The following is a 24046-nucleotide window of genomic DNA, read 5'->3' as shown; positions in this document are numbered from 1 at the left end:
TTCTTGGGGTGGCTGATGGGGCTCGAACCCACGACAACCGGAATCACAATCCGGGACTCTACCAACTGAGCTACAGCCACCTCTGATACTGCTTTTCTTCCTTGCCGCGCTGCTTTTGAAAGCTGCTCAACAACGAAGAGGCCGAATTCTAGCACGTTTTTTAATCCATGTGAAAACAGCCCCCGCTCCCCCACTTGCCAGGGCGGGCCACCTTGCTATCCTTCGCCATTGATCATCTACGGAGGCCGCGCTTACGCCATCGCCATGGACCGCATACACGCAATCTTGATCGATTATTGGCCCCATCTGGTATTTGCCATCAGCATCGTGGCCGGAACCGGCGCGGCGGTGCATGCCGCGATGACCAAGCAGGACGTGCGGGCGGCCATAGGCTGGGTCGGGGTGGCGCTGTTTTCGCCGCTGTTCGGCGCGCTGGTCTATTTCGTGGCGGGCATCAACCGGATCCGCAAGACGCGGCTGTCGCAGCAGCGCGACGAGGCGATGCTGGTGGATGCCGAGCAAGTCGAGACCGCGCCCGTGGACGTGGCGCCGATCTCGGGCCAGCAGTTCGCGTCGCTGAAGGTGTTGGGCGACCGCGTCAGCCGCTTCCGTCTGCTGGGCGGCAACGCGGTGCGGCCGCTGGCCGGCGGCGACGAGGCCTATCCGGCGATGCTGCAGGCGATCCGCGAAGCGCGCCATGCCGTAGCGATGCAGAGCTACATCTTCGACAACGACGCGATCGGGCGGGAGATGGCGCAGGCGCTGATCGAGGCGCGCGAGCGCGGCGTCGAGGTGCGGGTGCTGATCGATGCCATCGGTTCCAAGTATTCGCGTCCGCCCATCGTGCGCATGCTGTCGCGCGGCGGGGTGCCGGTGGCGCGCTTCATGACCAATCCGCTGGGCGTGCTGCGCATGCCCTATGCCAATCTGCGCAGCCACCGCAAGGTGCTGGTGGTGGACGGGCGGGTGGGCTTTACCGGCGGCATGAACGTGCGCGCAGCCTTCGTCAGCGCGCTGGCGGGCGATGGCACCAACCGCGACACGCACTTCCGGGTGGAGGGGCCGATCGTGACGCAGCTGATGTCAGTGTTTGCGCACGACTGGAACTTCACCACCCATGAATCGCTGCCGACCAGGCCCTGGTTCGATCCCGAGGCCTTGCCGCCCACGGGCGACGTGCCGATGCGCTGCGTGCCGTCCGGCCCGGACCGCGCGCTGGGCAGCACGCACAATATGCTGCTGGGCGCGCTGGCGGTGGCGCAGCGCCATGTGCGCATCCAGTCGCCCTACTTCCTTCCCGACCAGACGCTGATCGGCGCGCTGGCCACGGCGGCGCGGCGCGGCGTGGTGGTGGACATCGTGATTCCCGGCAAGAACAACCTGCGGCTGGTGGACTACGCGATGACGGCCCAGCTGGACCAGGTGGTGCGCACGGGTTGCCGGGTCTGGCGCTCGCAGGGCGCGTTCGACCACTCCAAGCTGATGACGGTGGACGATGCCTGGGCCTATGTGGGTTCGTCCAACCTGGATCCGCGCAGCCTGCGGCTGAATTTCGAGCTGGATACCGAAATCTACGATCCCGGCGTGGCGCGCTGGATCGGCGCGCGGGTTGACGGCCTGATCGCGCAGGGCCGGCGCGAGACGCTGGAAAACCTGTTGAGCGCGCCGTTCGCCAGGCGCCTGCGCAACAAGGTGATCTGGCTGGCCACGCCTTATTTGTAGCGGGCTCGCGGCTCAGCCGTCGGAGGCAGGCGCGGGCGCGGCGCGCACCGCAAAGACCGCGTTGGCCTTGAGCATGACGCGGCCTTCGACCTGCAGCAGGCAGGTGGCATAGATCAGCCGGCGGCCCTGCTTGTCGATCTGGACATGGGCTTCGAGCCAATCGCCGGGCTTGACCGGATTCAGGTATTCCACCGACATCTGCACCGTGACCACCGAGGCCTGGGCCTGCTCCGCGATGGTGTGGCCCAGCGCACTGTCGGCCAACGTGGCCAGCAGGCCGCCGTGGGCGATGGCGTGCATATTGGTGTGCGCCATCCCCACGCGCAGGGCCAGGACGCAATCGGCATCGCGCTTGTAGAGCGCGCCGAGGTCGGCCAGATGTTCCATGAAGGGGCTGCTGGGGCGCCAGGGCGCGAAACCGGAAGGAATGGAGTCTGTCATGCTCAAGCCTGGTTTTTTCACGCGGAATACCTCGAGTATCGCAAAGAAGGCCGCGGCCGGCACGGCTTGTCGCGTCCCCGTGATCGCGGCGCGGACGATCCGCAAGTCGGAGTAAGATTTACGCCATAACAAACCCCTATATGGCAGGAGCAGTGGAAGATGGCGAAAGTCGGCATGGTTGGTATCGGCCTCATGGGCCATGGCATTGCGAGCAATCTGGTCAAGCACGGGCACGCGCTGACCGTGCTGGAGCATCCGGGCAACCAGCCCCTGGACACGCTGAAGGCCGCGGGCGCGACCAGCGTCGCGAACGGCGCCACGCTGGCGGCCCAGTCTGACGTCATCATCCTCTGCGTCACCGGCAGCCCGCAGGTTGAGGCCGTGCTGTTGTCCGAGGGCGGCGTGCTGGCGGGCCTGCGCCCGGGCACGGTCATCATCGATTGCTCGACGGCGATTCCTTCGTCCACCGTGAAGGTGGCGCAGGCCGTGACGGAATCCGGCGGCCGCTTTCTGGATGCGCCGATGACGCGCACCCCCAAGGAAGCCGCCGAAGGCCGGCTCAACCTGCTGGTGGGCGGAGACGCCGCGCTGTTCGAGGAGTGCAAGCCGCTGCTGGCCTGCTTCGCCGAGAACATCACGCATGCCGGCCCGATCGGCGCCGGCCATCGCATGAAGCTGCTGCACAACTACGTGTCGCTGGGCGTGGTTGCGCTGCTGTCGGAAGCCGCAGCTTGCGCGCTGCGCGCGGAGATCGATCCGGCGGTGTTCGCCGACGTGCTGGCCAAGGGCGGCGGCGGCGGCGTGGCGTTGGAACGCATCAAGCCTTATCTGCTGGAACAGGACCCGTCCTCGCTGCGGTTCTTCATGTCGAATGCGCAAAAAGACCTGTCCTACTACAACACCATGGCCGCGGAAACGGGCGCGGTGCGCGAAATCGGCGCAGCCGTGCAGCACACCTTCGACCAGGCCGTCACGCAGGGCGGCGGCGACCGCTACGTGCCGGAACTGGTGTCGTTGCTGAAGGACCGCTAGAACGGTCTCGGAGGCCATCGCATCCGGCGTCGCGGATGCGATGGCAAACGCTGCGGACGGCATCGGCCCGCAGTCCGCGGCGATCAACGGCCGGCCACCGCCACCGCGCGCGGCAGGCCTCGCACCGGCAGGCGCAGGGAAATCAGGGCCGCCGCCAGCAGCAGCGCGCCCGCCGCCCCGAAGGCCACCCAATGCGTGCCGAAGGTCTCATAGGCCCAGCCGCCCAGCCATGAGCTGATCATGCCACCCACCTGATGGCCCAGGTAGACCAGTCCGTAAAGCACGCCCACCAGCCGCACGCCGTAGACGTCCGCAAGAATGGCCGACGACAAGGCGATGCTGCCGGCCCACGCGATGCCGCCCAGGGTAGCCGCGGCGTACAGCTCCCAATGCGCGCCCACCGTGACCAGCGCGAAGAAGCCCAGCCCGCGCACGAGGTAGATCGCAGCCAGGATGGCGCGCCGTTCGACCTGGTCGGACATGCGTCCCAGCACCAGGGTGCTGAAGATGGCGACCAGGCCGATCAGGCCTATGCCCAGCGAACTGGTGGTGGCGTCAAAGCCATGGTCCATCAGCATGGGCACGCCATGCGTGCCCAGCAGGTTCATGCTGAAACCACAGGCGAACAGGCCCAGCGCCACCTGCCAGAACGGCAGCGAGTTCAGCGCCGCGCGCACATTGGGCGCCGGCGGCTTCGCCGCGGCCTTGGCCGGTGCCGCCTTGTCGATGATCTGGTGCGGCAGCAGGTCGGTGTGCTCGGGCGCTTCATCGCGCATGACAAAGAGCGCCATCGGCACGGTCAGCAGCGCGAACAGCGCGGCAAAGGCCAGCAGGGTTTCCTGCCAGCCCACGGCCGAGATCGCGAAGGTCAGCGTCGGCGTCATCAGCGCGATGCCGGCCATGGAGCCGGTGGACAGGAAGAACAGCGCCATGCCGCGCTGGCGCGTGAACCAGCGGCTGATCACCGGCGTCAACGCCACTGGGCTGGTGAAGCCCAGGCCGATGGACAGCGCCACGCCGAAGGACAGCAGGAATTCGATGGGCCCGCGCGCGTAGACCGTCCAGATGATCGACAACACGACGATGGCGGTGCCGGTCAGCAGCACGAAGCGGGTGCCGCGCGTGCCGACCAGATAACCCGCCACCGGCATGGCCAGGCCATAGCAAAGCATGCCGATCGCGACGATGCCGGACAGCGTGCTGCGCGTGAAGCCGAGGGCGTCCGCGATGGGCAGGAAGAACGGCCCGACTCCCATGCGCAGGCCTACGGTCAACAGGGTGAGTACCGTCGCGGCGCCTACGATGTTCCAGCCGAAATACCAGCCGCCCGACTCTTGCTTCTCCACTTGCGCTTCTCCTCGATATCTTCTTGTGGCCGCTTTGCGCGCCCTGGTTCGCCAACGCCGCCCAAAAAGGCGCGGCGGGAGCGAGAAGAACGAGGCGTGTGCCGGCTTGTCGTCACCGGTGGCCTGACGCCGCCGGACGCGTCATATTACTCCTGGCTATATGCCTGCTCCGCCCGGAATCCGGGAATCTGTTCGGTGAGCGGTCACCGAAGCGCTGTATATTGCTCGCCATTTCGTAGCGCCCGAAGCAGACCGTGAAGTCCAAGACCTCGATGTTCGCCCTGTCCCGCCAGGAAATCGCCCTGGTGCTGGTCACCATGCTGTGGGGAAGCACCTTCCTCATCATCCACATTGCCATGCAGCACAGCGGGCCGCTGTTCTTCGTGGGCGTGCGATTCACCATCGCCGGCCTGATGGCGCTGCTGATGTTCCGCAAGCACATGGCCGCGATCACCCGCCAGGAGGTCGGCGCCGGCATCGCCATCGGCTGCGCCCTGTTCCTGGGCTACTTCCTGCAGACCTACGGCTTGCAGACCATCACCAGCAGCCAGTCCGCCTTCATCACGGCGATGTACGTGCCCATCGTGCCGCTGCTGCAATGGGCCGTGCTGAAGAAGCCGCCGAGCCTGATGAGCTGGGTGGGCGTGGCGCTGGCCTTCGCGGGCCTGATCCTGCTGGCCGGGCCGCAGGCGGGCGCCCTGAACTTCAGCGCGGGCGAAGCCGCGACTCTGGCCGGGGCTGCGGCGATCGCCGCCGAGATCATCCTGATAGGCCACTATGCCAAGAAGGTCGACAGCCGCCGCGTCACCTTCGTGCAGTTGCTGACGGCCGGCCTGGTGTCGTTCGCGCTGATGCCGGTGATGGGCGAGGCGATACCCGAATTCTCATGGCTGTGGGCGGGCGCCGCCATCGGCCTGGGGCTGGCCAGCGCCATCATCCAGCTGACCATGAACTGGGCGCAGAAATCCGTATCGCCCACCCGCGCCACCGTGATCTATGCGGGCGAGCCGGTGTGGGGCGGCATCGTCGGACGCCTGGCCGGCGACCGGCTGCCGGCGCTGGCGCTGGTGGGCGCCGGCCTGATCGTGGCGGGCGTGCTGGCAAGCGAGGCCAAGTTCACCCGCAGGAAAAAGCCGCAAGCACAGGGTGCCGACTAGCGGGCCAGGCGCGCGATCAGGCCGGCCTGCGCGGGGTACAGCCCTTGCAGTTCGGCGGCGTCGGCCAGCTCGAACTCACTGAACTCGAAGCCTGGCGCCACCGTGCAGCCAGCCAGCGCGTAACCAGCCGGGTCGGCCAGCTCCGCCGCGAACCAGCTGTCGGCCGGCACCACGGCCTGGAACGCGGCATCAGGGTCCTTCAGCGCATCGCCCAGCCGCAGGCAGCGGTAAGCGCCGTCCGGCGCCAGCACGTGGACAAGCAGCGCATCGCCCGCATGGAAATGCCAGAGTTCGTCGGACCGGATGCGATGCCAGGTGGACCAGGCGCCGTCGCATAACAGGTAGTAGATGGCGGTGCTGGCCGAACGCTGCGCGCCATCGCCGCGCGTCACGGCATCGGTGGCGCGATAGGTTTCGCGGTAGTAGCCGCCTTCGGGGTGCGGCAACAGGTCCAGGCGGCGGATGAGGTCGGCGGATGCGGTCATGGCAGGACGGGCGCGTGGAGGATGGCGCCAGTCTAGAGCAAAGCCGCGCGTCCTAGGCCGCCTGCTCCAGAAACGCCTGCAGGGCCGGCACCGTGTTCAGCACGTGCTGGCGCATGGCCGCTTCGCAGCGCGCCGGGTCGCGCGTCTGCAGCGCGGCGATCAATTCCTGGTGCGATTCGCGCACCCGCAGCACGCGGCCGGGCTGGGCCACCCACAGGCGCATGTAGGGCTCGACGACGGAATGCAGCTCGGAAATCTGGCGCAGCAGGCGCGGCTGCTGGCAGAAGCTACATAGGTATTCGTGGAATTCGCGGTGCGCGGTGATCCAGTCCAGGTGTTCGCCCGGCCCCTGCTCCAGCTGTTCCAGCAGCAACGACAGGCGGCGGATGTGCTCGGCGCCCATGTGCAGCACCGCGTTGCGCATGGCCAGGCCTTCGAGCACGGAGCGCATTTCGAACACTTCCAGCATTTCCTGCTGATTCAGGCCGCGCACCACCGCGCCGCGGTTGGCGCGGATCTCGACTAGCCCCTCGGAGGCCAGCCGGCGCAGCGCGCCTCGCACCGGCATGCGGCTGGTGCCGATCTCGGCCGCGACCACCTCGGGCACCAGGCGTTGGCCGGGCGCGTAGCGGCCCAGGCGGATTTCGCGCTGCAGGTGCAGGTAGGCTTCGTCTTCGGCGCTGATCGCTGTCTTCTGGAATTGCAGCATTGGAGATCCAGGGCTGGGAAAGCCGCCATGATAGATAAACGCAAAAATAACACAAATTGGATCCAGTGATCCATGGATGCAAATCCTAATAGTCCTGCGCCGCCCACTTGCGTCTAATCCCTGCACGCACTCCATAACGCGATCAAGGGGATTTCATGAAGTTTCGTCTCATCCGGGCGCTGGCAGGCGCCGCCGCCATGGCTTGCGCCGCCCAGGCGGGCGCCCAGGCGACCGATTGGCCGCAGCATCCGGTGCGCATCGTCGTGCCCTTCCAGGCGGGCTCCGCCACCGACCTGATTTCGCGCCAGCTGGGCGCCGCGCTGTCGACGGAACTGGGCCAGCCCTTCGTCGTCGAGGCCCGCCCGGGCGCCGCGGCCGCCATTGGCAGCGCCTCGGTGGCGCGCGCAACCCCCGACGGCTACACGCTGCTGATGGGCGGCCCGGCCGCCATCGTCACCAACCGCTTTTTGCAAAAGCGCCTGTCCTACGACCCCGACGCCTTCGCGCTGGTGTCCATGGTGGCCTACACCCCCAACATCCTGCTAGCCAACCCGTCACAACCGTTCAAGACCTTGCCGGAAATGGTGGCCTACGCCCGCGCCAATCCGGGCAAGCTGACCTACGCCTCGTTCGGCACCGGCACGACTTCCCACATGGCGGGCGAAATGCTCAAGTCGGTGGCCGGCATCGACATCCTGCACGTGCCGTACAAGGGCGCGGGCGAAGCCATCCCCGCGCTGCTCAGCGGCCAGGTCTCGATGTACTTCGACACCATCATGACCGGCTTGCCCCAGGCCAAGAGCGGCGCGCTGCTGGCGCTGGGCATGTCCAATGCCAAGCGCTCGGCGCTGGCGCCCGAGATCCCCACGATCGCGGAACAGGGCTACGCCGGCTACGACATCGCGCCGTGGTACGGTCTGGTCGCGCCCGAAGGCACACCCGCTCCGGTGCTCGACAAGCTCAACCGCGCCGTCAACAAAGTGCTTGCCGATCCGGCGCTGCGCAGTAAGCTCGCGGAAGCCGGCGCGGAGCCCCGCGGCGGCAGCCGCGAGGAATTCGCCGCTTTCATCAAGGCCGAGATCCCGCGCACCAAGCAGCTGATCGATCAGGCCGGCATCACGCCGCAGTAATCTTCTTCACGAGTTCCCGCATCCATGTCTTTACCCTTCGATTGGTCTTTCCCCTACGCCTCCCGCAAGATGCCGGTCCTGGCCGCCAACGCGGTCGCCACCAGCCAGCCGCTGGCGGCCCAAGCCGGGCTGCGCATGCTGCTGGCCGGCGGCAATGCCGTGGACAGCGCCATCGCCACCGCCATCGCGCTGACGGTGGTCGAACCCGTCATGAACGGCATCGGCGGCGACATGTTCGCGCTGGTCTGGCATGACGGCCAGTTGCATGGCCTGAATTCCAGCGGCTGCGCGCCCGCCGCGTGGACGCCGGAGTACTTCGCCGGACGCGACGCCATGCCCGGCACCGGCTGGGGCACGGTGACCGTGCCGGGACAGGTCGCGGGCTGGAAGGCGCTGTCGGAGCGCTTCGGCAAGCTGCCTTTCGCGCAGTTGTTCGAACCCGCCATCGCCTATGCCGAGGAAGGGTTCGCGGTCTCGCCCACCATCGCCCGCCAGTGGGCCACGCAAGCGCCCAAGCTGGCGCAGGAACCGGGCTTTGCCGCCGCCTTCCTGCCCGGGGGCCGCGCGCCGCAGGCCGGCGAATGGTGGCGCTTTCCCGCGCAAGGCAAGACGCTGCGCGCCATCGCCGAAAGCGGCGGCGAAAGCTTCTACCGCGGCGAGCTCGCCCGCAAGATCGCCGACTTCGCCAGCCAGACCGGCGGCGCGCTCAGCGCCGACGACCTGGCCGAACACCGCCCCGAATGGGTCGCGCCGATCTCGCAATCGTTCCGCGGCTACGAGCTGCACGAGATCCCGCCCAGCGGCCAGGGCATCTCGGCGCTGATGGCGCTGGGCATGCTGGAACAGTTCGACCTGGAGAGCATGGGCCGCGACAGCGCGGACTACTACCACGTCAGCATCGAAGCGATGAAGCTGGCTTTCGCGGACCTGCACCACCACGTCGCCGATCCGCGCCACATGCGCACCAGCGCCGCCGCCCTGCTGGACCGTTCCTACCTGGCCGAGCGCGCGCGCCAGATCTCCATGGACCGCGCCAGCGTGCCGGTCGCGGGCACCCCCGCCACCGGCGGCACCGTGTACCTGACGGCGGCCGACGCCAGCGGCACCATGGTGTCCTTCATCCAGTCCAACTACCACGGCTTCGGTTCCGGCGTGGTGGTGCCCGACACCGGCATCAGCCTGCACAATCGCGGCCTGAACTTCGTGTTGACGCCCGGCCACGCCAACCAGGTCGCGCCGCGCAAAAAGCCGATGCACACCATCATTCCGGCGTTCGTCACGCGCGGCGGCCAGCCGCTGATGTCGTTTGGCGTGATGGGCGGATCGATGCAGGCCCAGGGCCATCTGCAAATGATCACGCGCCTGGCGGCGTTCGGCCAGAACCCGCAGGCCATGAGCGACGCGCCGCGCTTCCGCGTGGAAAAAGGCCCGGTGGTCAATGTGGAATCGCACCTGCCCGCGGACGCGGTCGACGCGCTGCGCGCGCGCGGCCACAACGTCGCGGTGGCGCCCGCCGACAGCCTGGAGTTCGGTTCGGCGCAGCTGATCTGCCGCCTGCCGCAAGGCGGTTACGTGGCCGCCTCGGACTCGCGCCGCGACGGCCAGGCCGTGGGCTTCTGAGTCTGGCCGGCCGCTGATCACCGAGGGCAATCTGCCCGAAGTCGTCAGCCTGATCGCGCAGGCCGACGCCGCCCTAGGGCGGCGCCGGCTCACCGGCAATCACCAAGGTGTAGCGCCGGCTGGAGTAGAGCGGCGCAAGCGCCGCGCCGCTCTGCTCGCGCACCCGACGCAGATCCGCTTTCTCCACCGCCAGGAATACCCTGCCGTCCTTGGGCAGCACGGCCGCCAGGCCATCCAGCGGCACCCGCCCGGCCGCGCCGCGCGAGTAGTAGCGCGCCGAGAACGGCAGGCTGTCGATGAAATAGAGTTTTTCGCCGGGCGCCATCAGCGCGTCGGCCCGGGCGATCAGCTGCTTTTCCGTTTTGAGCCGTTCCGGGTTGGCCAGCAATAAGCCGCAGAAGACGATCACCGCCATCGGCCCCAGCGCCATGCAGGCCGTCGCCACGCGGGCTGGCGCCTGGGCGCGGGCGCGGCTCAGGCACGCGCCTATCGCCAACGCCAGCGGCGGAAGAGCCGGCAGGGCGTAGGTCCACAGGATGTTGCCCGAAAGCGTGAAGAAGAGCGGCGTGGCCGCGCCCCAGGCCAACAGATAGGTCCAGCGCGGCCGCCGCAGCCATCTGCCGGCCCGCCGCGCCGGCCCGCGCCAGCGGCGCGCAAGCAGCCAGACGCCGAACACTCCCCAGGGCAACGACGCCACGATCCCGTCCAGCCAGATGGCGCCGTAGGGCCTGCTGTGCGCCGATCCGTAGAGATCCCCGGTCCAGCCCGGATCCACGAAGCGCAGGAAGTGCTCGCCCACGATGAAGTACTGGATGAAGCCTGGCGTCTTGATCTCCGCCGCCACGTACCAGGGCAGCACCAGGGCCGCCGTCATCACGCCTCCCGCCGCCCATGGCAGGCGCCGCAGACTGGCTTGGACATTCCCGTGCCAGAGCATCCAGGGCACGATAGCGCCCGCCACCAGCACCACGGCCAGCGGTCCCTTGGACAACAGGCCGATCGCCAGCCCCAGGAAGAATCCGTAGCGCCAGAACCCCGCCGCCGGCCCGCGCGACAGGACGAATGACGCCATGCTCAGCGTGACACCCAGGGCCAGGAACGGATCGGTCAGCACCGCTCCGGCCGCGACCAGGGGCAGAAACATGGACGCATACACCAGCACGGCCCAGCGGGCCGCCTGCACCGAGTACAGGCGGCGGCCCAGCGCATGCAGAATGGCGAGCGTCGCCGCCGTGGCCAGCAGCGATGGGAACCTGATGCTGAATTCGCTCAACCCCAGCAGCCGGATCGACAGCGCCTCGGCCCAGAACCCCAATGGAGGCTTGCCCCAGAACGGCACGCCCGGCTCGAACCAGGGCGTGATCCAGTCGCCTGTTTGCGCCATCAGCCTGGCGATCTCCGCATAGCGCGGCTCGGACGTGTCGGCAAACGGCACCAGGGCCATTGCCAGCAGGCGCACGCCCAATATTGCCGCCAGGCCGGCGGCCAGGGTCCGGGCGCTCAGCTGCAAGCCGCATCCCTCCCCGGGTCCGATGGCGCCGTGCCTGCGGGTCCGCTGTTCTGCACATCCCGCACCAGATAGACCGGCCGCTGCTTGCTTTCCATATAGGTCTTGCCCACGTACTCGCCCAACAGGCCGATGGTGATGAGCTGCACGCCGCCCATGAAGGTCATCGTCGCCATCAGCGAGGGATAGCCGGCGACGTCGTCGCCGAACATCAAGGTCTTGAAGATGATCGCGGCGCCGAAGACCGCGCCGCCCAGGGCCGCGGCCGCGCCCAGCCCCGTCGCCCAGCGCAGGGGCGCGGTGGAAAACGAGGTGATGCCTTCCATGGCCAGGCGGAACAGCGCCAGGTAGCTCCATTTGGTGGTGCCGGCGGCGCGGGGCTCGCGGTCGTAATCGATGATCCGGGTCGGCATGCCCACCCAGGCGTACAGGCCCTTCATGTAGCGGCACCGTTCCGGCAGCTGCATCAGCGCCGTCACGGCGCGCCGGCTCATCAGCCGGAAATCGCCGGTGTCGGGCGGAATCGCGGCCTTGCTCAGCCGGCTCAACAGGCGGTAGTACGCATACGCGGAGAACCGCTTCAGGACGCTTTCTCCGGCGCGGCTGCGCCGCCGCATGCTGACGACGTCGGCGCCCTCCTTCCAGGCGCGGACCATGGCGGGGATGGCCTCGGGCGGATCCTGCAGATCGGCGTCCAGCATGATGACCGCGGCCCCCGCCGCATGTTCTATCCCGGCCGTCATCGCGGCCTCCTTGCCGAAGTTCCGGCTCAGCCTGACCAGCTTGATGCCGCGCTCCTCGCGCAGCAGCGTCTGCAGGTATTCGGCGCTGCCGTCGCTGCTGCCGTCGTCGACGAACACGATCTCGTAGGACAGCCCCAGCGTCTTCAACACCCGCCGCAAGCGCTCGTGGCAGGCCGGCAGCACCTCCATCTCGTTGAGGAACGGAATGATGACGGACAGCTGTATCGGGCTGATTGCACCCAGCACAGCAATATCGATATCGGGTCTGGCATTCATCGGATCGCCTCTCTATCGGACCTATTCCCGGGCAAGCGCCGGTTTCGACAGTTCAAGCTCGTCGGCGTCGTCATTCCTGTGCGCCAGGCGGTAAAGGGCCGGCAGCACCAGCAGCGTGAGGATGGTGGAAGAGATGATGCCGCCGATCACGACCGTGGCCAGCGGGCGCTGCACCTCGGCGCCCGTGCCGGTGGCGATCGCCATCGGCACGAAGCCCAGCGAAGCCACCAGCGCCGTCATCAGCACCGGACGCAGGCGCGTCAGCGCCCCTATCCGCACGGCCTCGGCCACGGACTTGCCCTCCACGCGCAGGCCGCTGATGAACGAGAGCATGACCAGCCCGTTCAGCACCGCCACCCCGCACAGCGCAATGAAGCCCACCGCCGCGGTAATGGACAGGGGTATGCCGCGCATCCACAAGGCGATCACGCCGCCGGTGAGCGCAAAGGGAATGCCGGTGAACACCAGCAACCCGTCCTTGACGTTGCCGAACATCGCGAACAGCAGCGCGAACACCAGCAGCAAGGCCGCCGGCACCACGATCTGCAAACGCTTGGCGGCGGATTGCAGTTGCTCGAAGGTGCCGCCCCAGGAGGTCCAATAACCCGCGGGCACCTGCACCTTTTCCCCGATGGCGGCGGTGGCCTCGGACACGAACGTGCCCAGGTCGCGGCCGCGCACGTTGGCGCTGACCACGATGCGGCGCTTGCCGTCCTCGCGCGAGATCTGGTTGGGCCCTGGCGCCAGGTCGAAGGTGGCGACTTCGCTCAGCGGGATGTAGGCCGCCTGCGCCTGCCCTTCCTGCCTGGGCAGGGCGATGGGCAGCTTCTTCAGCGCGGACAGGTTCTCGCGCACGGCCTCGGGCAAGCGCACCACGATGTCGAAGCGCCGGTCGCCCTGGAAGAAGGTCCCCGCTTCGCGGCCGCCCACGGCAATGGCCAGGGTGTCCTGCACGTCCGCCATGCTCAGCCCGTAGCGCGCGGCGCGGGCGCGGTCGATGTTGACCGTCAGCATGGGCAGGCCGGTGGTCTGCTCGACCTTCACTTCCGAGGCGCCCGGTATCGTCTGCAGGACTTCGGCGATCTCGGCGGCCGTGCGGTTCAACACGTCGTTGTCGTCGCCGAACACCTTCACCGCCACGTCGCTGCGCACACCCGAGATCAGCTCGTTGAAACGCAGCTGGATGGGTTGGGAGAACTCATAGTTATTGCCGGGAACCTGGTTGGCTTCCTCCTGGATCGCCGCCAGCAGCTCGGCGCGGGTCTTCCTGGGGCTGGGCCACTGGTCGATCGGCTTGAGCATGATGTAGCCGTCGGAGATGCTGGGCGGCATGGCATCGGACGCGATTTCGGCCGTGCCGGTGCGGGCGAACACGCGCTCGATCTCCGGGAACTTCTGCTTCAAGCGGGTTTCCAGCTGCTTCTGCATCTCGACCGATTGCGTCAGGCTGGTGCCCGGGATCCGCAATGCCTGGATCGCCATGTCGCCTTCGTTCAGGTTGGGGATGAACTCGCTGCCCATGCGCGCCGCCAATACGCCGCTCAACACCACGAAGACGGTGGCGCCGGCCAGGATCAACGGCGTGCGGCGCAGCGCAACCTCGAGCAAGGGCTCGTAGCGGCGCTTGGCCCAGGCCATCAGGCGGTTCTCCTTTTCGGAGACGTTATTGCCCATGAACAGCGCCACGGCGGCCGGCACGAAGGTCACGGACAGGATCATCGCCCCCAGCAGCGCCAGCACCACGGTCAGCGCCATGGGATGGAACATGCGCCCTTCCACCCCGCTCAGGGCGAAGATCGGCAGGTACACGACCATGATGATCAGCTGGCCGAACAGCAGCGGCCTGCGGGCCTCGCGCGCGGCCGCGAACACCTCATGGAAGCGTTCGCTGCGCGTGAGCGGCCTGCCGTGGTGCGCCCGCGCATGGCTCAGGCGCCGCACGCAGTTCTCCACGATCACCACCGCGCCGTCGACGATGATGCCGAAGTCCAGCGCGCCCAGGCTCATCAGGTTGGCGCTGACCTTGTAGCTCACCATGCCGGTGAAGGTGAACAGCATGGACAGCGGGATGATCATCGCCGTGATCAGCGCCGCGCGGATGTTCCCCAGGAACACGAACAGGATGACGATGACCAGCGCCGCGCCTTCCAGCAGGTTCTTCTTGACCGTGGCGATGGCCTTGTCGATCAGGTTGGTGCGGTCGTAGACCGTCACCGCCTGCACGCCCGCCGGCAGCGATTTATTGATGGCTTCCAGCTTGACGGACACGGCCTGCGACACCGCGCGGCTGTTCTCGCCTATCAGCATGAACACCGTGCCCAGCACCACTTCCTCGCCGTTGCTGGTGGCAGCCCCCGTGCGCAGCTCGCGCCCGATGGACACCTCGGCCACGTCGCGTATCCGGATCGCCTGGCCCTCCACGGTTGCCAGCACCACGTCGCGGATGTCGTCCATGGACCGGACCTGCCCTGGCGCCCGGATCAGGTACTGCTCGCCCTTGCGTTCGATGTAGCCCGCGCCGATGTTGGCGTTGTTCCTGTCCAGCGCGGCCATGATGTCGGTCAGCGCCAGTCCGTAGGAGGCTAGCTTCTCGGTGCTGGGCGCCACCTGGTACTCCTTGGCATAGCCGCCGATGGCGTTGATCTCGGTGACGCCGGGAATGTTGCGCAGCTGCGGCTTGATGATCCAGTCCTGGATTTCGCGCAGGTCCATGGGGGTGTAGGAGGTGCCGTCCGGCTTCCTGGCGTCGTCCTGCGCCTCCACCGTCCACAGGTAGATCTCGCCCAGGCCCGAGGATATCGGCCCCATCATGGGCGTCACGCCCTCGGGCAGGTTTTCCTTCGCTTCCTGCAGGCGCTGGTTCACCAGCTGGCGGGCGAAATAGATGTCGGTGCCGTCCTTGAAGATCACGGTCACCTGCGACAGGCCATAGCGCGACACCGAACGCGTCTGCTGCAGTCCCGGCAGCCCGGCCATTACCGTCTCTATCGGGTAGGTGACGCGCTGCTCGGTCTCCAGCGGTGAATAGCCCGGCGCGCCGGCATTGATCTGGACCTGGACGTTGGTGATGTCCGGCACCGCGTCGATGGCGAGCCGGGAATAGTTGTAGACCCCGATGGCGGCCATGCCCAGGGTGACGAACAGCACCAGCCAGCGCTGTTCGATGGCGAAACGGATCAGGCGTTCAAACATGTTCCGCCCCGTCTCAGTGCGCGTGCTCGGCGCCGGCCTTGCCCAGCTCCGACTTGAGGACGAAGGTGTTCTCGACCGCATAGCGCGTGCCGGGAGCCAGGCCCGACAGCACCTCGACCCGGTCGTCCGAGGCCCGGCCCAGCTTCACCGGCTGCACCAGGAAGCCGCCCGGCACCTCCACGAACACGGTGGGCTCGTTGTCGACGGTCTGGACCGCGTCGGCCGCCACTGTCACCGCGGCGTCCGACATCCGGGTCACCACGTCCACGGAAACAAAAAGCCCGGGACGCCAGGCCATGTCCGGGTTCTCCAGCGTGACGCGCGCGGTGGCCGTGCGCGTCTGCTGCCCCAGCAACGAGCCGATGTACGAGACCGTGCCTTCGGCCTTGCCGGCGAAGGCCGCGGAGCTCACGCTGGCCGCTTCGCCCACGCGCACGTCCTGCAGGTCCTTGGGCGCGATCACGAATTCGGCCCATACGGTGCGCAGGTCCGACAGGGTAAAGATGCTGGCGTTGTCGGGCAGGGCTTCGCCCAGCGCGATGTGCTTTTCGACCACCACGCCGTCGAAGGGCGCGCGGATCTCCAGGCTGCCCAGGTCCTTGGAGCGCGGCTCGGCGCCCACGGTGCGCAGCTTCTGCTCCGCGTTCTGCACGGCGATCTCGGCCTCCTGCAGCGCAGTGCGGGCCGCCTGGTAGTCCTGTTCGGCGGATACCTTTTCCTGCCACAGGCGCAGTTCGCGCCTGTGGGTCTGGGCGGCCAGATCGCGCCGCTTGGCCGCCGCCAGCCATTCGCTGCGCAGCTCGGACAACGCCGAGCTGGACAAGACGGCCAGCAGCTCGCCCTTCCTGACCTGCTGGCCCAGGTCCGCCGACACGCTCTGCACCACGCCGGCCATGCGCGGCACCACGTGCGCGGTCCGGTCCGCATTGAACTTGATTTCGCCCGGGAACTGCGCCGATGTCGCCAGCGCGGCGGGCGCGGCGACCTCGGACTTGATGCCGGCCACCGCGATCTGCTCGGGCGTCAACGCGATTTTTTCCTGTTCCTTCGCCGGCTCCGCGCCCTGTTCCGTCTCGGCATGACCGTGCTCGGCCTCGCCCGCGGCGTACGCCGGATACAGGGGCGCCAGCAGCAGCGCCGCGCACAGGCCTGCCGCGGTCCACATCATGGGGGGTTGCTTGTTTTTGTGTTTTGCCATTTCTTATGCTCGTTTCAACGTCCGAGAATGCGGTCGATATCCGCGGAAGCCTGGTACACAGATGCCAGCACCGTCAGGTAGGCGATGTTTCCGTCGGATAGGGTGCGCTGCGCGTCCAGCACTTCCAGGAAGCCGAACTTCCCCGCTTCGAAGCCCTTGCGCGCGGCGTCATAGGCCTGGGTGGCGCCCGGCAGCACCGCGCTCCGGTACTCGCGCGCGGAACCCACCGCCAGATCGAAGCGGGTCACGGCCTGCAGCAGTTCTCCCATCAAGCCGGACTCCAGCTCGCGGTACTGGTCCTGCGCCTTGTAGGCCTGCATGGTGGCGGCGTACACATTGCCCTGGTTGCGGTCGAATATCGGCAGCGGAATGGACACGCCGAGCTGGGCCTTGTTGCGGCCCGCTTCGTTGTCGCGGGCCACGCCCGCGCTCAGCGTGATGTCCGGATAACGCTTGCTTTTCTCGACTTCCAGCTGCGCCTGCCCCAGGTCGACGGCGAGCTTGCCGCCCTGCATCCTGGGCGATGCGGCCAGTCCGGCGCGCAGCTCGTCTATCGATGCCCGATCCGGCAGCGCGCTCAGGTCCGCGCCCACGCTGGCGAAGCCGGGCTCGGCCTCGCCCCAGAGCAGGCCGAGCTTGCGGCGCGCCCCCAGCAGCGCGGCCTCGGTCGCGCGCGCCTCGATGCGCGCGTTGGCCAGCGCCACCTGGGCCTTGCTGCCCTCCAGCGGCGGCGCCTTGCCGGCGGCCACGCGCCTCTCGGCCAGCCGCAGGGCGCCGCTGGCGATATCCACGGTGCCGCGCGCCACGCGCACGGATTCCTGCGCCACCGCCACATCGAAATAAGCCGCGATGACTGCCGCCCGCAGTCCTGCCCGCGTGTCCGCCACGCCCTGGCGCGCCAGGTCCCTGGACAGCCCCGCCGCCTTGACCCGGGCGGAGCGCTTGCCGCCGGTCTCCACCGGCACATTCAGCATGGCGGTGGTGGTGCGCGTGGCCGGTTTCGTGTCGTCCACGCTCACGTCGATGGAGGGGTTGGGCAACACGCCCGCCTGCGTGAGCAGGCCTTCGCTCGCGGCGGCCTCGTTCTTCGCCGCGGCGAATCCGGGGTTGCGCTCCAGCGCCGCGGACAGGGCGCCCTCCAGCGTCAGCACGGCGCCGTTCTGGCCCTGCACATCGGGTACGGGAGTTCGGGCCGGGCCTGCGTCCTGGGCGGACGCGGGGGCAGACGCGGCGATCATCAGGGCCGCCAGGATCAGCGGCATAGCGGATACATGCATGGTTCAACCAGGAAAGGGGCGAGCCGGCAATGTATCCAGACGGGCGCGTCAATCGACCGACAGAAAAATGACATTTCCGTAAGGTTCCCGGGCCTTACGAAAACGTAATCAGGGTGTCCGTGAATTGACGGGCAGGGGTCCGTAGAGTGTCACCGTCGCTACACAAACAGCGTGTATGCGCCGACGCAAAACCGCGGCCGGCGCCGCGCCCAACCTGGGAGATATCCATGAAGATCCAAACCGTTGCCGCCGCCCTTGCCCTGGGTTCCGCGCTGGCCTTTCCCTTTGCCGCCAGCGCATCAAGCACCTGGCACCAGACCAACACGGAGATCGGCTACGCCATCGCGCCGGACCATGCCGCCGGCGGCAAGACGCGTGAAGAAGTGAAGACCGAACTCGCCGTCGCCAAGTCCGACCCGAAGCAGTGGTTCCTGACCAACCTCAACGCCGCCAAGCCGGGCTGGGTCAAGCAAGGCACCTCCCGCACCCGTGCCGACGCGATGGCGGAGCTCGAGGCCATGACGCCGGCCGAACGCGCCCGCCTGGACGAGATCTACACCCCGGGCTGAGCGCCCGGGCCCATGGCGCACGCGCCCCGCGTGCCTGCCAGCGCTGCGCAGGGCGGCTGGGCCGCCCTGCTTGCGTTTATTCCCCCGGGACGATTCCGCCTAGAATAGACGCAGGATCCGAGGACTTCCGCGCACTCTTTTTATTCCGCTGACATGAAAGTACTCGTAATCGAAGACGAAAAAAAACTTGCCGAGTACTTGCGGCGAGCCCTGACCGAACACAACTACGTGGTCGACGTGGCCCAGGACGGCGTCACCGGACTGCATCTGGTCCGTGAAAGCCCATACGACCTGGTCCTGCTGGACGTCATGCTGCCCGCGATGGACGGCTTCTCCGTGCTGGCCGAGATCCGCAAGACCAGCCGCGTCCCGGTCCTGATGCTGACGGCGCGCGACAAGCTCGAAGACCGCGTCAAGGGTTTGCGCGACGGCGCCGACGACTACCTGGCCAAGCCGTTCGCCTTGTCGGAACTGCTGGCCCGCGTGCTGGCGCTGGGCCGGCGCAGCGGCCATGGCCAGACCGAGACCGTCGCCCAGAATGTGCTGCGCATCGATGGCCTGGAACTGGACCTGCTGCGCCGGCGCGCCAGCCGCGACGGCGTGCGGCTGGACCTGACCGCCAAGGAGTTCACTCTGCTGGCCCTGCTGATGCGCAAGCAGGGTGAAGTCCTGTCGCGGCTGGAGTTGGCCGAACAGGTGTGGGACATCAATTTCAACAGCAACACCAACGTGGTCGAGGTCGCGATCCGCCGCCTGCGCGGCAAGGTCGACGAGCCCTTCGACAAGAAGCTGCTGCATACCGTGCGCGGCATGGGCTACGTGCTGGAACCGCGGAGCGACTGATGTCCGGGCAGCGCCCCAAATCGCTGCACCGCTGGCTGTCGCGCTGGCTGGCGATCCAGACCTTCATCGCGCTCGGCCTGGTATGCGCGGCGGTCTATTACGCGACCAACCTGAACCTGGCCAGCCGCCAGGAAGCCCTGCTGCAACAGAAGGTCGAGGTCGTGCGGCATCTGATCGAGGAAAACGCCGCCAGCCAGGACTCCACCCGCCTGCGCCACAAGCTCAGCGACTTCTTCTACGGCCGCCCCGACTTCTCCCTGGTGCTGGAAATAGACGGCGAGAAGGTCTACTACGGCAGTCCCATCGCCGGCGACAACAATTTCCACCATGAGCGGCGCATCGCCTTCACGCTGCCCTACCCCGGCGCGCCCGGCGACGCCATGAACGCCGAGCTGGTGCTGGACATCTCCAGCGATATCCTCCTGCGCAAGGCGCTGGCCTGGACCCTGTTCGCCTGCGCCCTGGCCGGCGCCATCGTCGTGGCGGCGGTCGGAACCCTGCTGGTGCGCAGAGGACTGGCGCCGCTGGATGCGCTGGGAAAACAAGCGGCGCAGCTATCCCCGGACCGCATCGGCGAACGGCTCGACGAAAGCGGCCAGCCCTGCGAGATCCGGCCCCTGGTGCGCCAGTTCAACGCGGTGCTGCAGCGGCTGGAGCGCGCCTATGTGCAGATGGAAGGTTTCAACGCCGACGTGGCCCACGAGATGCGCACGCCGCTGGCAACGCTGATCGGCGAGACCGAGCTGGCGCTGAGCACGCGCCCGTCGCCGCAGGCCTTGCGCGAAACGCTGGGCTCCAACCTTGAAGAACTGCAGCGCCTCTCCAGCATCGTCAACGATATGCTGTTCCTGTCGCAGGCCGACCGCGGCGCGCAGGCCAGGGGCAGCTGGCAGGCCAGCCTGGCCGCCATTGTGCAGGAGGTTACGCAGTACCACGAGGCCGAGGCCCTGGACGCCGGGGTCGATATCGCCGTGCTGGGCGATGCGCCGGCCCAGGTCGATCGCGCGCTGTTCCAGCGGGCCGTGTCGAACCTGGTCTCGAACGCAGTGCGCTATGCCGCTGCCGGCAGCGTGATCGAGGTCGATATCTCCCGCGGCGACGCTGGCGAAATCCTGGTCTCCGTGCGCAACACCGGCGAGCCCATACCGGCGGAGCACCTGCCGCGGCTTTTCTACCGCTTCTACCGCAGCGACACCTCGCGCGAGTTCGATGCCAATCATCATGGATTGGGATTGGCCATCGTCGCCGCCATCGCCCGCATGCACGGCGGCCGCAGTTACGCCAGGTCGGCCAACCGGACCACCACCATAGGCTTCAGCATCGCGGCGGCCGACATTACAGAAAGCTAATCCGCCTGTCCGGATTCTGTCCGCCCCCGTTCCCTAGAATTTCTCCATGCCCCTCGAACAACGGCCGCCACCGCGGCTTTCGAGGGCTCCGGCCTCAGGGAGGCCATCTGCCTCCCCTAGATTGTTGAGATTGCCGGACTATGTTCCATGGAGAAATCATGAACCGTCTGACCCTGTTGATCCTCGCCGTTTCCGTTGCCGCCGCGGCCCCTGCCGTCCAGGCCGAGCCGAAGACCCGCGAACAGGTCAGGCTCGAACTCGAGCAGGCAAAGAACGCCGGCCTGGTCACTTACGGCGAGCAGGACTATCCGCCCGCCATCGCGCCCTCCCAAGCCGGCAAGACCAGCGCCCAGGTGGCCGACGAACTGCAACGCGCCAAGGCCGCCGGCCTGGTCACCTACGGCGAGCTGGACTACCCGCCGTCCCTGCCGGCCACCGCGACCAAGACCCGCGCGGAAGTGCGCGCCGACCTGAAGCTATGGCAGCGCTCGGGCATGGAGGATCTGTACCGCGGATCGCAGGAGCCCGACGTGTTCAGCCTCAAGTACCGCCAGCGCTACGCGGAGTATGTGCGGATGCGCACGGGCGCGGAATATCGGCAGCAGTTGGAGATCGAGAACGGCAGGCGGTAGAGACCGCCCGCAGCGCGACCCGCCGGAGGGCGGGAGCGGCCCTGCCTCAGTCCTCTTCGACGAACGCCTCCTCGCGCTTCTTGCGGATGTTCGGCAGCGCGACCAGCACGACCAGCACCGCCGCCGCGCCCAGCAGGGACGCGGACAGCGGCCGTTCCACGAAGGTGGTGAAATCGCCGCGCGACAGCAGCAGCGCGCGACGGAAGTTCTCTTCCATCATCGGGCCGAGCACCAGGCCAAGCAGGAGCGGCGCGCCCTCGCAGCGCAGCTTGCTCCAGATGTAGCCGACGACGCCGAAGAAGGCCGTCATGTACAGATCGAAGGTGTTGTAGTTGAGCGAATACACCCCGATCGTGCAGAACACCAGAATCGCCGGAAACAGGACGCGGTAGGGAACCTTGAGCAGCTTGACCCAAAGCCCGACCAGCGGCAGGTTGAGGATGACCAGCATCAGGTTGCCGATCCACATCGATGCGATCAGACCCCAGAACAGTTCAGGGTGGCTGGTCATGACCTGGGGGCCGGGTTGGATGTTGTGGATGGTCATCGCGCCCACCATCAGCGCCATTACCGCGTTGCCCGGGATACCCAGCGTCAGCAGCGGGATGAACGACGCCTGCGCCCCGGCGTTATTGGCGGATTCCGGCCCGGCCAGCCCGGCCGGGTGCCCTTTGCCGAAACGCCCGGGTTCCTTGGACAGCTTCTTTTCCAGCGTGTAGGAAGCGAAGGCCGACAGCACCGAGCCGCCGCCGGGCAGGATGCCCAGCATCGATCCGACCGCGGTGCCGCGCACGATCGCGGGCGCCGCCTCGCGGATCTCCTGGCGATTGGGATACAGCGAGCCCACCTTGTCCGTGATCTCGACCCGTTTGTCCTTCAGCTCCAGGTTGTTCATGATCTCCGCAAAGCCGAACACGCCCATCGCCACGATCGCGAAATTGATGCCGTCCTGCAATTCGGGGATGCCGAAGTCGTACCGGGCCACGCCCGAATTGACGTCCGTGCCTACCAGGCCGAGCAGCAGCCCCAGCAGAATCATGCAGATCGCCTTGACCAGCGAACCGGAGGCCAGCACCACCGCCCCGACCAGGCCCAGCGTCATCAGGGAAAAGTACTCGGCCGGTCCGAACTTGAACGCGACCTCGGCCAGCGGCGGCGCGAATGCCGCGATCAGCATGGTGGCCACCGATCCCGCGAAGAAGGAACCGATGGCGGCCAGCGACAGCGCGGCGCCGCCGCGGCCGTTGCGGGCCATCTGGTGGCCGTCGAGCACTGTGACGACGGCCGATGTCTCTCCCGGCAGGTTGACGAGTATGGCGGTCGTCGAACCGCCGTACTGCGTGCCGTAGTAGATGCCCGCCAGCATGATCAGCCCCGCGACGGGCGGCAGCACGTAGGTGATCGGCAGCAGCATCGCGATGGTGGGCACGGGTCCCAGGCCAGGCAGCACCCCTACCAGCGTGCCCAGCACGCATCCCAACAGCGCATACAGCAGGTTCTCCGGCGTGAACGCCACGGAAAACCCCAGCATGAGGTTATCGACAAGTTCCATCCCCGCTCCTTGGTGTTTTTATCGTCATACGAAAATAGATCGTAATACGATATAAAAAGCCGAGGAACCCGGGTTTTTACGGACTGGAGATGAGTAGTTCAGGACGGATCGGCGCGCTTGGACGCTGCGCGCGCCGTTCGCGAAAGCGCGATACGGAGGCCCTGCCGCTGACGCGGCAAGGCCGTCCCGTCACATCGGCTGCAGGTCGACCTCTTTGGCGATCTTGCCAAAGGTCTCCAGGTCGCTCTTCACCCGGGCCGTGGTCTCAGCCGCCGTGGACACGCGCGGAATCATCGCCAGGTCCAGCAGGCGCTGCTTCATTTCCGGCTTGGCGAACTCGCGCGCCAGAGCCTGCTGGATCTTGTCGACGATCTCGTCCGGCGTGCCCTTGGGCGCGGCCAGGCCGAACCAGGCGACCGCCGAGAACCCGGGGAGGCCGGCTTCGGGCGCGGTGGGCACGTCGGGCAAGGCCGCCACGCGTTCCGGGTTGGTCACGAACAAGGGCCGTACCTTGCCCGCCTTGATGAAGGGCGTCTGCACGCCCGTGTTGTCCAGCACGGCGTCGATATGGCCGCCCAGCAGATCGTTCATGGCCGGGCTGCTGCCCTTGTAGGGCACGATGTTGACCTGCATGCCGGCGGCGCGCGCGAACATGAGCTGGGTCAGGTGCTGCTGGGTGCCCAGGCCGGCATTGCCGAAGGTGATCTTGTTCGGATTCTTGCGGCCGTAGTCGATGAATTCCTTGAGATTCCTGGCCGGGAACTCATTGTTCGTGACCACCACGAAAGGCAGGTCGACCAGCACCGTGATCTGCTTGAAGTCTTCCAGCGGCTTGTAGCGCAGCTTGTAGACATAGGGATTGACGGCCATGGTGCCGCTGGCGGTCAGCGCCAGCGTGTAGCCGTCGGGCTCGGCGCGCGAGACGAACTCGGTGCCCAGCACGCCGCCCGCGCCCGGCTTGGCCTCGACGATGGCCGGCTTGCCCAGTTCAGTCTGTAAAGCCTGCGCGGCGAAGCGCGCCAGCATGTCGGCGGACCCGCCCGTCGCATAGGGCAGGACGATCGTGATCGGCTTGCTGGGATAAGTATCCGCGGCCATCGCGGGCGCGGCGATCCCGGCCGCCAGACAGGCAGCGGCCAGAGTTTTCAGATGCATGACCATCAATGATTTCCCCTCGTGGTGTATCGACTGCGCTTGCACCGGGGGAAGATTAAGCGGTCCTGCGTTATATGGCTAATCAACAATTAAAATAGATCTCTATCACCA

The 24046-nt window shown here is 67.3% G+C and carries 20 protein-coding genes and 1 tRNA gene; 9 read left to right on the top strand and 12 right to left on the bottom strand.

What is annotated here, in order from left to right:
* Window positions 1-4 precede the first annotated feature (4 nt).
* Window positions 5-80 (bottom strand) — tRNA-His (locus BRO63_RS22350).
* A gap of 184 nt (window positions 81-264) precedes the next feature.
* On the opposite strand from BRO63_RS22350, the gene cls reads away from it, so the two are divergent.
* Window positions 265-1722 carry a cardiolipin synthase gene (gene cls / locus BRO63_RS22345; protein ID WP_088142032.1) on the top strand — a complete coding sequence of 486 codons (1458 nt, stop codon included), beginning with the start codon at window positions 265-267 and terminating at the stop codon, window positions 1720-1722.
* Window positions 1723-1734: 12 nt separating this feature from the next.
* Here cls and BRO63_RS22340 read toward each other — a convergent pair whose 3' ends face one another.
* Window positions 1735-2163, bottom strand: coding sequence for a PaaI family thioesterase (locus BRO63_RS22340; RefSeq protein ID WP_088141903.1), 429 nt, complete (start codon window positions 2161-2163; stop codon window positions 1735-1737).
* Window positions 2164-2322: 159 nt separating this feature from the next.
* Here BRO63_RS22340 and BRO63_RS22335 point away from each other — a divergent pair, with 159 nt between their 5' ends.
* On the top strand, window positions 2323-3195 hold the full coding sequence (locus BRO63_RS22335; protein WP_088141902.1) for an NAD(P)-dependent oxidoreductase: 873 nt from the start codon (window positions 2323-2325) through the stop codon (window positions 3193-3195).
* A gap of 83 nt (window positions 3196-3278) precedes the next feature.
* On the opposite strand, the gene BRO63_RS22330 is transcribed toward BRO63_RS22335, so the two are convergent.
* Window positions 3279-4541, bottom strand: a complete 1263-nt coding sequence (locus tag BRO63_RS22330; protein WP_088141901.1) for an MFS transporter — start codon at window positions 4539-4541, stop codon at window positions 3279-3281.
* Window positions 4542-4813: 272 nt separating this feature from the next.
* Between BRO63_RS22330 and BRO63_RS22325 the strand changes: the two genes are divergently transcribed.
* Complete coding sequence (locus BRO63_RS22325; protein ID WP_088141900.1) at window positions 4814-5698, top strand: DMT family transporter; 885 nt, start codon at window positions 4814-4816, stop codon at window positions 5696-5698.
* On the opposite strand, the gene BRO63_RS22320 is transcribed toward BRO63_RS22325, so the two are convergent.
* Both BRO63_RS22320 and BRO63_RS22315 read right to left on the bottom strand, forming a co-directional pair.
* Window positions 5695-6183 (bottom strand): cupin domain-containing protein, encoded by a 489-nt coding sequence (locus BRO63_RS22320; protein ID WP_088141899.1) that lies wholly within the window; start codon window positions 6181-6183, stop codon window positions 5695-5697. The genes BRO63_RS22325 and BRO63_RS22320 overlap by 4 nt on opposite strands.
* A 52-nt stretch (window positions 6184-6235) precedes the next feature.
* Window positions 6236-6892, bottom strand: coding sequence for a GntR family transcriptional regulator (locus BRO63_RS22315; protein ID WP_013395291.1), 657 nt, complete (start codon window positions 6890-6892; stop codon window positions 6236-6238).
* A 155-nt stretch (window positions 6893-7047) separates the two neighbouring features.
* Between BRO63_RS22315 and BRO63_RS22310 the strand changes: the two genes are divergently transcribed.
* Window positions 7048-8022 (top strand): Bug family tripartite tricarboxylate transporter substrate binding protein, encoded by a 975-nt coding sequence (locus tag BRO63_RS22310; RefSeq protein ID WP_088141898.1) that lies wholly within the window; start codon window positions 7048-7050, stop codon window positions 8020-8022.
* Window positions 8023-8046: 24 nt separating this feature from the next.
* Window positions 8047-9642, top strand: a complete 1596-nt coding sequence (ggt, locus tag BRO63_RS22305) for a gamma-glutamyltransferase (protein WP_088141897.1) — start codon at window positions 8047-8049, stop codon at window positions 9640-9642.
* Window positions 9643-9715: 73 nt separating this feature from the next.
* On the opposite strand, the gene BRO63_RS22300 is transcribed toward ggt, so the two are convergent.
* From BRO63_RS22300 to BRO63_RS22280, 5 genes are read right to left on the bottom strand one after another with little or no spacing between them, the layout of a single operon-like run.
* Window positions 9716-11152, bottom strand: coding sequence for an ArnT family glycosyltransferase (locus BRO63_RS22300; RefSeq protein WP_088141896.1), 1437 nt, complete (start codon window positions 11150-11152; stop codon window positions 9716-9718).
* Complete coding sequence (locus BRO63_RS22295; RefSeq protein WP_088141895.1) at window positions 11143-12168, bottom strand: glycosyltransferase family 2 protein; 1026 nt, start codon at window positions 12166-12168, stop codon at window positions 11143-11145. Before BRO63_RS22295 ends, BRO63_RS22300 begins: the two co-directional genes overlap by 10 nt.
* Before the next feature lie 21 nt (window positions 12169-12189).
* Entirely contained in the window at window positions 12190-15360 is a 3171-nt protein-coding gene (locus BRO63_RS22290) for a CusA/CzcA family heavy metal efflux RND transporter (protein WP_088141894.1), read from the bottom strand.
* 13 nt (window positions 15361-15373) lie between these two features.
* Complete coding sequence (locus BRO63_RS22285; RefSeq protein WP_256942981.1) at window positions 15374-16528, bottom strand: efflux RND transporter periplasmic adaptor subunit; 1155 nt, start codon at window positions 16526-16528, stop codon at window positions 15374-15376.
* Between the two features lie 44 nt (window positions 16529-16572).
* On the bottom strand, window positions 16573-17835 hold the full coding sequence (locus tag BRO63_RS22280; protein WP_088141892.1) for a TolC family protein: 1263 nt from the start codon (window positions 17833-17835) through the stop codon (window positions 16573-16575).
* Between the two features lie 227 nt (window positions 17836-18062).
* Here BRO63_RS22280 and BRO63_RS22275 point away from each other — a divergent pair, with 227 nt between their 5' ends.
* From BRO63_RS22275 to BRO63_RS22260, 4 genes are all read left to right on the top strand, one after another.
* Window positions 18063-18404, top strand: a complete 342-nt coding sequence (locus tag BRO63_RS22275; protein ID WP_088141891.1) for a DUF4148 domain-containing protein — start codon at window positions 18063-18065, stop codon at window positions 18402-18404.
* Between the two features lie 153 nt (window positions 18405-18557).
* Window positions 18558-19247, top strand: a complete 690-nt coding sequence (locus BRO63_RS22270; RefSeq protein ID WP_088141890.1) for a heavy metal response regulator transcription factor — start codon at window positions 18558-18560, stop codon at window positions 19245-19247.
* Complete coding sequence (locus BRO63_RS22265) at window positions 19247-20596, top strand: heavy metal sensor histidine kinase (protein WP_088141889.1); 1350 nt, start codon at window positions 19247-19249, stop codon at window positions 20594-20596. The genes BRO63_RS22270 and BRO63_RS22265 overlap by 1 nt, the downstream gene beginning before the upstream one ends.
* A 158-nt stretch (window positions 20597-20754) precedes the next feature.
* The gene (locus BRO63_RS22260; RefSeq protein WP_088142031.1) at window positions 20755-21228 is read left to right on the top strand and encodes a DUF4148 domain-containing protein; all 474 of its coding nucleotides are present in this window, start codon (window positions 20755-20757) and stop codon (window positions 21226-21228) included.
* Between the two features lie 46 nt (window positions 21229-21274).
* Here the strand turns inward: BRO63_RS22260 and BRO63_RS22255 are convergent, their stop codons facing one another.
* Both BRO63_RS22255 and BRO63_RS22250 read right to left on the bottom strand, forming a co-directional pair.
* Window positions 21275-22780: a tripartite tricarboxylate transporter permease gene (locus BRO63_RS22255; protein WP_088141888.1), complete on the bottom strand. Its 1506-nt coding sequence runs from the start codon at window positions 22778-22780 to the stop codon at window positions 21275-21277.
* 189 nt (window positions 22781-22969) lie between these two features.
* Window positions 22970-23935 (bottom strand): Bug family tripartite tricarboxylate transporter substrate binding protein, encoded by a 966-nt coding sequence (locus tag BRO63_RS22250; protein WP_256943381.1) that lies wholly within the window; start codon window positions 23933-23935, stop codon window positions 22970-22972.
* Window positions 23936-24046: the final 111 nt, after the last annotated feature.

The organism is Achromobacter xylosoxidans (genome assembly GCF_002192695.1).
Lineage (GTDB): Bacteria > Pseudomonadota > Gammaproteobacteria > Burkholderiales > Burkholderiaceae_B > Achromobacter > Achromobacter xylosoxidans_C.
Note: the sequence above shows the minus strand (reverse complement) of the source record. Positions and strands in the feature narration are given on the sequence as shown.

Bases quoted from the DNA above. Each gene is read 5' to 3' on its own strand.
- BRO63_RS22285 (WP_256942981.1), bottom strand. From the start codon at position 16,528: ATGATGTGGACCGCGGCAGGCCTGTGCGCGGCGCTGCTGCTGGCGCCC.
- BRO63_RS22255 (WP_088141888.1), bottom strand. From the start codon at position 22,780: ATGGAACTTGTCGATAACCTCATGCTGGGGTTTTCCGTGGCGTTCACG.
- BRO63_RS22310 (WP_088141898.1), top strand. From the start codon at position 7,048: ATGAAGTTTCGTCTCATCCGGGCGCTGGCAGGCGCCGCCGCCATGGCT.
- BRO63_RS22280 (WP_088141892.1), bottom strand. From the start codon at position 17,835: ATGCATGTATCCGCTATGCCGCTGATCCTGGCGGCCCTGATGATCGCC.
- BRO63_RS22335 (WP_088141902.1), top strand. From the start codon at position 2,323: ATGGCGAAAGTCGGCATGGTTGGTATCGGCCTCATGGGCCATGGCATT.
- BRO63_RS22295 (WP_088141895.1), bottom strand. From the start codon at position 12,168: ATGAATGCCAGACCCGATATCGATATTGCTGTGCTGGGTGCAATCAGC.
- BRO63_RS22320 (WP_088141899.1), bottom strand. From the start codon at position 6,183: ATGACCGCATCCGCCGACCTCATCCGCCGCCTGGACCTGTTGCCGCAC.
- cls (WP_088142032.1), top strand. From the start codon at position 265: ATGGACCGCATACACGCAATCTTGATCGATTATTGGCCCCATCTGGTA.
- BRO63_RS22260 (WP_088142031.1), top strand. From the start codon at position 20,755: ATGAACCGTCTGACCCTGTTGATCCTCGCCGTTTCCGTTGCCGCCGCG.
- BRO63_RS22315 (WP_013395291.1), bottom strand. From the start codon at position 6,892: ATGCTGCAATTCCAGAAGACAGCGATCAGCGCCGAAGACGAAGCCTAC.
- ggt (WP_088141897.1), top strand. From the start codon at position 8,047: ATGTCTTTACCCTTCGATTGGTCTTTCCCCTACGCCTCCCGCAAGATG.
- BRO63_RS22325 (WP_088141900.1), top strand. From the start codon at position 4,814: ATGTTCGCCCTGTCCCGCCAGGAAATCGCCCTGGTGCTGGTCACCATG.
- BRO63_RS22340 (WP_088141903.1), bottom strand. From the start codon at position 2,163: ATGACAGACTCCATTCCTTCCGGTTTCGCGCCCTGGCGCCCCAGCAGC.
- BRO63_RS22265 (WP_088141889.1), top strand. From the start codon at position 19,247: ATGTCCGGGCAGCGCCCCAAATCGCTGCACCGCTGGCTGTCGCGCTGG.
- BRO63_RS22270 (WP_088141890.1), top strand. From the start codon at position 18,558: ATGAAAGTACTCGTAATCGAAGACGAAAAAAAACTTGCCGAGTACTTG.
- BRO63_RS22275 (WP_088141891.1), top strand. From the start codon at position 18,063: ATGAAGATCCAAACCGTTGCCGCCGCCCTTGCCCTGGGTTCCGCGCTG.
- BRO63_RS22250 (WP_256943381.1), bottom strand. From the start codon at position 23,935: ATGCATCTGAAAACTCTGGCCGCTGCCTGTCTGGCGGCCGGGATCGCC.
- BRO63_RS22290 (WP_088141894.1), bottom strand. From the start codon at position 15,360: ATGTTTGAACGCCTGATCCGTTTCGCCATCGAACAGCGCTGGCTGGTG.